This is a genomic window from Streptomyces sp. NPDC033966 (assembly GCF_055575955.1).
This window is the reverse complement of sequence record NZ_JBVIRQ010000041.1, coordinates 1-8,072: the sequence shown is the minus strand read 5'-3', so window position 1 is coordinate 8,072 and position 8,072 is coordinate 1. Positions and strand designations below refer to the sequence as shown.

General features: G+C 71.4%; 12 protein-coding genes and 1 pseudogene. 6 read left to right on the top strand and 7 right to left on the bottom strand.

Annotated elements, in window-relative coordinates; genetic code table 11:
* Window positions 1–90 precede the first annotated feature (90 nt).
* The 6 genes from ACZ518_RS39265 to ACZ518_RS39240 all read right to left on the bottom strand — a co-directional run bounded on the left by ACZ518_RS39265 (window position 91) and on the right by ACZ518_RS39240 (window position 3,939).
* A complete protein-coding gene (locus ACZ518_RS39265) occupies window positions 91–453 on the bottom strand; it encodes an ArsR/SmtB family transcription factor (protein ID WP_469117821.1) in 363 nt (120 codons plus the stop codon).
* 149 nt (window positions 454–602) lie between these two features.
* Complete coding sequence (locus tag ACZ518_RS39260; protein WP_469117820.1) at window positions 603–1,013, bottom strand: STAS domain-containing protein; 411 nt, start codon at window positions 1,011–1,013, stop codon at window positions 603–605.
* A 16-nt stretch (window positions 1,014–1,029) separates the two neighbouring features.
* Window positions 1,030–1,455: an ATP-binding protein gene (locus tag ACZ518_RS39255; RefSeq protein ID WP_469117819.1), complete on the bottom strand. Its 426-nt coding sequence runs from the start codon at window positions 1,453–1,455 to the stop codon at window positions 1,030–1,032.
* Window positions 1,452–1,874, bottom strand: a complete 423-nt coding sequence (locus tag ACZ518_RS39250) for a pyridoxamine 5'-phosphate oxidase family protein (RefSeq protein ID WP_469117818.1) — start codon at window positions 1,872–1,874, stop codon at window positions 1,452–1,454. The genes ACZ518_RS39255 and ACZ518_RS39250 overlap by 4 nt, the downstream gene beginning before the upstream one ends.
* Window positions 1,871–3,523: a SulP family inorganic anion transporter gene (locus ACZ518_RS39245; RefSeq protein WP_469117822.1), complete on the bottom strand. Its 1,653-nt coding sequence runs from the start codon at window positions 3,521–3,523 to the stop codon at window positions 1,871–1,873. The genes ACZ518_RS39250 and ACZ518_RS39245 overlap by 4 nt, the downstream gene beginning before the upstream one ends.
* Window positions 3,524–3,597: 74 nt before the next feature.
* Window positions 3,598–3,939 carry an ArsR/SmtB family transcription factor gene (locus ACZ518_RS39240; RefSeq protein WP_469117817.1) on the bottom strand — a complete coding sequence of 114 codons (342 nt, stop codon included), beginning with the start codon at window positions 3,937–3,939 and terminating at the stop codon, window positions 3,598–3,600.
* A gap of 389 nt (window positions 3,940–4,328) precedes the next feature.
* Here ACZ518_RS39240 and ACZ518_RS39235 point away from each other — a divergent pair, with 389 nt between their 5' ends.
* The 5 genes from ACZ518_RS39235 to ACZ518_RS39215 all read left to right on the top strand — a co-directional run bounded on the left by ACZ518_RS39235 (window position 4,329) and on the right by ACZ518_RS39215 (window position 6,819).
* On the top strand, window positions 4,329–4,481 hold the full coding sequence (locus tag ACZ518_RS39235) for a hypothetical protein (protein WP_469117816.1): 153 nt from the start codon (window positions 4,329–4,331) through the stop codon (window positions 4,479–4,481).
* Between the two features lie 26 nt (window positions 4,482–4,507).
* On the top strand, window positions 4,508–4,693 hold the full coding sequence (locus ACZ518_RS39230) for a hypothetical protein (protein ID WP_469117815.1): 186 nt from the start codon (window positions 4,508–4,510) through the stop codon (window positions 4,691–4,693).
* Window positions 4,690–4,845 (top strand): DUF6126 family protein, encoded by a 156-nt coding sequence (locus tag ACZ518_RS39225; RefSeq protein ID WP_469117814.1) that lies wholly within the window; start codon window positions 4,690–4,692, stop codon window positions 4,843–4,845. Before ACZ518_RS39230 ends, ACZ518_RS39225 begins: the two co-directional genes overlap by 4 nt.
* Window positions 4,846–5,050: 205 nt before the next feature.
* On the top strand, window positions 5,051–6,127 hold the full coding sequence (locus ACZ518_RS39220) for a zinc-dependent alcohol dehydrogenase family protein (protein ID WP_469117813.1): 1,077 nt from the start codon (window positions 5,051–5,053) through the stop codon (window positions 6,125–6,127).
* A 5-nt stretch (window positions 6,128–6,132) separates the two neighbouring features.
* Window positions 6,133–6,819, top strand: a complete 687-nt coding sequence (locus ACZ518_RS39215; RefSeq protein WP_469117812.1) for a helix-turn-helix domain-containing protein — start codon at window positions 6,133–6,135, stop codon at window positions 6,817–6,819.
* Window positions 6,820–7,020: 201 nt separating this feature from the next.
* Here ACZ518_RS39215 and ACZ518_RS39210 read toward each other — a convergent pair whose 3' ends face one another.
* A complete protein-coding gene (locus ACZ518_RS39210) occupies window positions 7,021–7,722 on the bottom strand; it encodes a response regulator (RefSeq protein ID WP_469117811.1) in 702 nt (233 codons plus the stop codon).
* A gap of 88 nt (window positions 7,723–7,810) precedes the next feature.
* Between ACZ518_RS39210 and ACZ518_RS39205 the strand changes: the two are divergent.
* Window positions 7,811–8,072: pseudogene (locus ACZ518_RS39205) on the top strand (DUF6193 family natural product biosynthesis protein); the annotation flags it as partial.

Genomic DNA, 8,072 nt, shown 5'->3' with positions numbered 1-8,072 from the left:
CAATGGGTTCCTAGACAGCTCCCACCACACCGGAGGTCTTCGCCATGTTCAAGACCTGCCGAGTGTCAACAACGCTCGTGATCAATACACCTAGGCGGGGTTGGTGGCCCGGAGGTCGGCCAGGAGTTCGGCCTGGCCTTGAAGGACGCCGGAGAGGATGCTGCGGGCGACCCGCAGGAGTTCGGCGATCTGGGGGTGGGTGAGGCTGTAGTACACGTTGGAACCTTCACGGCGGGTGACGACCAGATTGGCCTTGCGCAGGACGGCCAGCTGCTGGGAGAGGCTCGCGGCCTCCACACCGATCTCCGGCAGCATCTCGGCGACCGCGTGTTCGCGTACGGACAGGAGTTCCAGGACACGGATGCGGACCGGGTGCCCAAGCGTCTTGAAGAACTCCGCCTTCAGTTGGTACAGCGGTGTGCTCGCCTGGGTGACCCTGCCGTGACTGCCCATTTCATCCACCTGGAACTGCTCCTTCGTGGGGGGCGCGTCATCGCCCCTCTTCAAACCTGTGACCTCCACAATTGCAGATCCCTGCAACTCCTGGCACCCGGTGGGCGGCCTTCGTGGCGTTCGGGCCGCCGACAGCGGATCTGTCGCTGTCAGGCCTTCATGGGGAACTCGGTCTTCAGGACCAGGCCCTTGGCCTTCTTCGTGTTGCACTCGACCTCGCCCTGCACCGAGTGGGCTGCCAGGGCTGCGGGGAGGTCGCAGTGGACCGGGACGGGCGGGCAGGTGGCGTCGGGGACGAGGGAGCCGTCCGCGGGGATGGCCGCGAGCTCGAGTCGGCGCCCGCGTTCGGCGAGGCGGCGGGCGGCCTGGGCGACGGCGATCTGTCCGCCGGCCGACCAGCCCAGCAGACCCGTCAGGTCGAGGACGACCGGCCCGGTGCCCCGGGCCAATGCCCAGCCGATCGCCCCGGAGAACCGGTCCGTGGCGTCCGCGCCGAGATATCCGGCCAGGGACAGCACACCCAGGTCCTGACGGGTGGTGTAACGCCATTCGATGGTCATCGTCTTTTCCTCGGCTTCACAGGGGGAGGGTGATCCAGATGGCTTTGCCGCGTCCGTCCGCGTCCGCCCGCACGACGGCGGTGCCGCCGAGTTCCATCGTCATCTCCACCACCGTGGCCAGGCCGCTGCCCGGCGCGGTGGCGAGCGCGCCGAACAAAGCGGGCTGGTAGGGGTGCCGGTCATGGACGGCGAACGCGAACGCACCGGGCCCGTGCGCGTAGGTGACGGTGACGACCGGGGACAGGGCGGCGGCGTGGCGGACGGCGTTGGTGACCAGCTCGGCCAGGATCAGCAGCGCGGGCCCGACGCTCGGGTGGCGCAGGCCCACCCCGCACTCCACGAGGACCAGCTCGGTGGTCTCCCGGGCGGTGCGCACGGCTGAGCCCATGGCCGGCACGTCCAGCACGTGCCGGTAGGGCATCGTCTCCACTTGCAGGCTCACCGGCCCCTCCCCGCCGCGGTGCGGGCCAGGCGGAACCCGGACACCTGTTGCGGGTGCAGGCTCAGCAGGGTGTCGTGGGGGCCGAGGGTCCAGCCGGGGAGGGTGCGCCGGTAGTGGCCGGCCTCGACCGGGTCGACGATCACGTCCGCCGGGCCGTGCGCGCTCACCGTCCAGCCGGTACCGGCCGGGCTGTGGATCTCATCCACCTGGTAGGTGAGCAGCGCCCTGCCCGGGATGGCGGCTGCCTGTACCGGGGCACGGACGACGAGGCGGCCGTACTCCATCACATGGGCGGCGGGGCGGACGACGGCCAGCTCCCGCTGGACGTAGACGAGCCGGCCCTGGGAGGAGCCTTTGAGGAGCCACAGGGCTTCGGTGCCGGAGACCTCGATCATGCGGCGGTCGGCGGGGACGGTCATCGTGCGGCCTTCCGGATGCTGTGCGTTCGGTGCTTGAGCGGAAGCAGGCCCGCCTGCTCCAGGTGTGCACGGGCCCCGGTGATCGCCTCCGGGGTGGTGGCGTACTCGCGCCCTTCCACGCGCAGCAGGTCGAGCGCGCCCACCGCTTCGAGTGCCTGGCGCTGCCCGGTCCGGATGCCGGAGGTGAGGACGGCGATGCCGCGCCGGTTCAGCTTCTCCACCGCGTCTTTGAGGACGAGGGCGCCCGTGGCGTCCAGGGTGGTCACCCGCGACATGCGCAGGATGACCACCTTGACATCGCAGACCTCGGAGAGTTCCAGCAGGAAGCGGTGGGCGCCGGCGAAGAAGAGGGGCCCGTCGATGCGGTAGGCGACGATGTGCTCGGCCAGTAGGGAGTGTTCCTCGTCGCTGTGCTCGCCCGGCAGGTCCGGGCGGAAGTCGACCTGCTCGATCCGGGCCTGGCTCGCCACCGCTTTCAAGGCGAGCGCGCCCGCGACGGCCAGGCCGATGATCACCGCGTAGACGAGGTCGAGGACCAGGGTGGCCGCAGCGGTGAAGACGAGCACGAGGGCATCGGAGCGGGTCGCCTTCGCCATCGCGCGCAGCGAGCCGACCTCCACCATGCGGATCGCGGTGGCCAGCAGCACGCCGGCCAGCGCGGCCAGCGGGATCTTCGAGACGAGGGGTGCGGCGGCGAACACGATCACTGCGAGCACGGCGGCGTGCGTGAGGGCGGCGAGGCGGGAGGAGGCCCCGGTGCGGACGTTGACGGCCGTGCGTGCGATGGCGGCCGTGGCGGGAACGCCGCCGAACAGCGGGGCGGCCAGGTTGGCGACGCCCTGTCCGAACAGTTCCCTGTCCGGGTCGTGCTGCTGCCCCACCGTCATCCCGTCCGCGACCGTCGCCGACAGCAGGGACTCCAGCGCGGCGAGCGCCGCGACCGCGACCGCCGGGGCGAGCAGCGAGCCGAGGGCGGAGGCGTCGAGAAAGGCGAGGGAGGGGGCGGGGAGCCCGGAGGGGAGTCCACCGATCGGGGGGACCGCATCGAGGTGGAAGACCTGCGTGAGCACGGTGGCGGTGATCACCCCGACGATCGAGAACGGGATCGTCGGCTTCCACCGGGCGCCCGCCAGCATCAGCACCGCGACACCCGCCGAGAGGCCGATGGCGTTCCAGTTCGGCGACGCCGCGAACTCCGCGAGCGCCCGCCAGGCCACCAACAGGACCTTCTCGCCCTCGGGCTTGTCGACGCCGAGCGCGTTGGGTATCTGCTGGAGGCCGATCACGCAGGCGATCCCGAGGGTGAAACCCTCCACCACCGGAGCCGGTACGTACCGCATGTACCGGCCGGCCCGCAGCAGGGCGAGGGCGATCAGGATCACGCCGGCCATCAGTCCGACGGTCAGGACGCCGCCGGGTCCGTACTCGGCGACGATCGGCACCAGGACGACGGTCATCGCACCCGTCGGGCCGGACACCTGGAGATTCGACCCGCCCAGCAGCGCGGCGAGCGCGCCGGCGACCACGGCGGTGGCGAGTCCCGCCTGGGCGCCGAGCCCGGACGAGACACCGAAGCCGAGCGCGAGCGGAAGGGCGACGATCGCCACGGTGAGCCCGGCCAGGAGGTCCCGTCGGGGGCTGCGGCCCATGGCCCTGAGGTCGGCCTGGTCCGGCAGCACCGAGCGGACCCGACCGAGCCCGGAGGCCAGGAAGGCGTTCACGGTCACGAGGCCGCGACCCCGGACTCGCGCAGTTCCTCCAGCAGCACGCTCTGCCCGGTCAGCACCTCGGTCAGGATCCGTCGCGCTGCCAGCATCAGCTGCGCGACGTCCCCGCCCGCCAGCGCGTAGACCACGGTGGAGCCGTCACGGGTCGAGGTGACGATCCCCGACCGGCGCAGCACGGCGAGCTGCTGGGACAGGGCGGAGGGCTCCACCTCGATCGCGGCCAGCAGGTCCCGCACCGGCATCGGGCCGTCCTGGAGCAGCTCCAGGACCCTTATCCGCACCGGGTGCCCGAGCATCCGGAAGAACTCGGCCTTCGCCTGATACAGCGGAACCGGCACGGTCGCGCACCTTTCTCACCACCCCGAACGGGGCAACGGCTGGTGCTGTGCCCCACGGCTACCTGCAGGCGCAGCGAAAACAGCATCTATGAAATTGCAGAATTCTGCAATTTACAGATGCTGCGACCTGCTCGTCGTGTCACCGCCCGACCGGCGCGTGGGGGGACCCGGGGGGCGCTCGAGTGGGCGTCCCGCTGGTCTTGGTGCTGGGGCGCCAGTCGTACGGGCCCGTGGCGGCGGCGGTGCACGCCGATGCTCGGCGGCGGAGGGCGGTGTACGTCTTTCCCTGCAGGCCGCCAACCGGGCTAGACTTGCAGAGTTATGCAATTTACTAGTTCTGGATGTGGGTGGGGGTCGTGGTGTGGCCGGGTTCGCGGAGGCCCCGCCCGATGGCCGTCCCCCACCGCTCCGCGGGCGAGGGCCCGCGGACGGTGGCCGCGCTCGCGCGGTCCTACGGCGGATACGTACGGATCGAGCCTGCTGCCGACGGGCGGCGCAAGACCGTCGTGGTCCGCTCCATCCTGCCGGAAGGCACCCCGTGACCAGCAGCGGCCAAGAGGAGGCCCACATGTACGAGATCACCTACCTGGACCCCGGCACCGAACCGGCCACGCACACGGCGGGCGTGAACGAGGTCGGCGACCTCGTGGCCTGGGCGGGCCGCCACGGGGTGAAGGTTCGCGTCCGCCCGTACACCGGCCCGGACAGCGGGTCCACAGCCGGCGGTACCGGGAAGGGAGGCGAGCACCTGTGAGGGAGAAGCCCGAGAGCGAGACCGCGGCCGCGCACGAGAAGTGGCTGGAGAAGGGTGTCGCGCTGCGCGCCTTCTTCTACATCTTCGGGACCCATGTGTTCGCCGGGTTCGTGTGGCTGCTGTTCTACCTCGGCCAGCACGCCCAGAAATAGGCCCGTCTGCGGGGCGCGGGCGCGACCCTCCTTCCGGCTCTGGGGGACGGATGCCGGATTTCACCGTCCCACCGGCAGGGCCGGACGGGAGGGGCCCTACCGGTCCCAGGTGAGGGGCCGACCGGCCCAAGCGGGGCGGGGGGACGCAGGCACAGGCTGGCGGTGACCCCCCTTCCGCCCCGCACACAGAGAGGACGACCGCGCCATGAAGGCACTCGTCTTCCACGGGCCCGGGCAGACCTCCTGGCAGGACGTCCCGGACCCCTCCATCAAGGACGCCGCCGACGCGATCGTCCGGGTCGACGCCGTCACCATCTGCGGCACCGACCTGCACATCATCAAGGGCGACGTCCCCGAGGTGACCCCCGGCCGGGTCCTGGGCCACGAGGCCGTCGGCACCGTCGTGGAGACCGGCGGCGACGTCCGCAGCGTCCGCCCCGGCGACCGTGTCCTGATCTCCTGCATCTCCGCCTGCGGCCGCTGCCGCTTCTGCCGCGAGGCCCGCTACGGGCAGTGCCGCGGGGGCGGCGGCTGGGTCCTGGGCCACACCATCGACGGCACCCAGGCCGAGTACGTACGCGTCCCCTTCGCCGACCTCTCCGTCCACCCGCTGCCCAGCGCCCTGCCGAGCCACGAAGCGGTCCTGCTCGCGGACATCTTCCCGACCTCCTACGAGGTCGGCGTGCTCAACGGCAACGTCCGTCCCGGCGACACGATCGTCGTGGTCGGCGCCGGGCCCATAGGCCTGGCGGCCATCGCCACCGCACAGCTCTACAGCCCGTACCGGACCATCGCCGTGGACCTGGCCCCCTCCCGGCTCGCCGCTGCCCGCGACCTCGGTGCGGACGCCACCGCGAGCGCGCTGGAGGAGCCGGAGAAGCTGGTCGAGGACCTCACCGACGGGCTCGGGGCCGACGTCGTCATCGAGGCGGTCGGCGTACCCGAGGCGTTCGAGATGTGCACCCGCATGGTCCGTCCCGGCGGCCGGGTCGCCAACATCGGCGTGCACGGCAAGCCTGCCGTCCTCCACCTCGAAGACCTGTGGATCAAGGACCTCACCCTCACCACCGGCCTCGTCGACACCCACTCCACTCCCATGCTGCTGCGCATGATGGCCGCCGGACGCCTCCCCGGCACCGCGATGGTCACCCACCGCTTCGAGCTGGACCAGATGGAAGAGGCGTACGACGTCTTCTCGCGCGCCGGCGAGACCGGCGCCCTCAAGGTCGTCCTCGGAAGCCCGCGGCACGACGCGGTCGCCGTGCCGCCCCAGGAGCAGTGATCGCCATGAAGAACATCCCCCGCACCCCCTACCCGCCGTCCGGCGGGACGGCTGGGGGCACAGACCTGGGCCGCCGCCTGGCAGCCCGCCGCGAGGCCCTCGGTATGAGCCGTGAAGAGCTGGGCCGGCGGTGCGGAGCCGACGGCAGTTACATCGCCTACCTGGAGGAGCACGCCGCCAGCCCCGCCACTGGCACCCTGGTACGGGTCGCCGACGTCCTCGGCGTCACGGTCGACGACCTCACGGGCGCGAGCGTCGGGCGGGTGCGCGGCCGTGCCCCGGCCCGCCACGACACCGCACTGGTCCCACTGGACGAGGAAGAATGCCGCATGCTGCTGGGGACGCACGGAGTGGGCCGCATCGCGGTCTTCACCCCCGAGGGCCCTGCCGTCCTCCCGGTCAACTACATGGTCGCGGGTACCACCATCGCGTTCCGCACCGCCGCGGAGACCCTCGCGGCCCGTGCCGCCGGCACCGAGATCGCCTTCGAGATCGACAACATCGACGACGTCACCGCCGGCGGCTGGAGCGTCCTGGCCGTGGGTGAACTCCAGGCCGTCACCGACCCCGACGAGGTCCGGCACCTGACCGCCACCGCCCGCTCCCACCCCTGGGCAGGCGGCCCGCGGACCCACTGGATGAAACTCGCTCCCCTCCGCCTCACCGGCCGCCGGGTGGTGCACGCGTCATGAGCGCCCTCAGCGGGGACGTCCCGCCCGGGACGCCCGAGGACCCGCCGGGGTGCTCCACCATGCGGGCGGTCGCCGCCCGCGAGGAGCAGATCTCCGCTCGCGCCCTGTTGACGTACCGGTACCGGCGGCTGCCCGCGGCCCGGGAAGCGGCGCGCCGGGCAGGAGGGACCCCGCGCCGGCAGGGGGACCGATCGGCCCTGGTCAGCGCTCGGTACGGCCGCCGTCGTCGTGATCGTGGACCTGAGCGGCGATGACGGCCGCCTGGACCCGGCGTTCCACGCCGAGCTTGCCCAGGAGCCGCGAGATGTGGTTCTTGACGGTCTTCTCGGACAGGTAGAGCTGCTTGGCGATCTGCCGGTTGGTGAGGCCGTCCCCGATGAGTTCCAGGACGGCCCGCTCCCGCTCCGTCAGAGCCGCCAGGCGGGCGTCCTGCGGTTCCTTCGCCGCTTCCGGATCGCGCAGCGAGCGCATCAGACGCGCGGTCGTGGCCGGGTCCAGCATGGACTGTCCGGTGGCGACCGTACGCACCGCGGAGACCAGGTCGGATCCCTTGATCTGCTTCAGCACGTAACCCGACGCGCCGGCCATGATCGCGTCCAGCAGGGCGTCCTCGTCGTCGAAGGACGTCAGCATCAGACAGGCCAGCCCCGGCATGTGCGACCGCAGCTCCCGGCACACGCTGATGCCGTCACTGTCGGGCAGCCGGACATCGAGCACCGCGACGTCCGGACGCAGAGCCGGCCCTCGGGCGAGGGCCTGTTCGGCCGTGCCTGCCTCACCCACGACGGTGATGTCCGGCTCGGCGTCGAGCAGGTCCCGCAGCCCGCGCCGGACCACCTCGTGGTCGTCGAGGAGGAACACCTTGATCGGCGCCTCGCGGGAGGCATTCGGATCGTCGGACATGGCCGCCCCTGGTTCGGTCCGCGCTGTGCGCTTCCACTCGAATTAGACACCGTTTCTTTTCGTTGTCCCGAGACGCCACACTGCTGAGGTGAACCCTGACCTTTATCCCGATCTGGCGGCTGCGGGCACCTTGGCCGCCGCTCTGGAACGCGTGGCAGTCGAACTGGCCGTGGACGTGAACGTGGTGCCCGACGGCTGGGGGACGTCGGTCTCGGCGGTCAGCCCGCCGCCTGTGCCGTTCCGTCGGCCTCTGTTCGTTGCTCTCGGAGCGAAGGAGCGCATGTTCCTGCTGTGGGGCAGGAGCCGAGGGGTCGAACTCATCAGCGGATCGACAACAGATCTCAGGGACG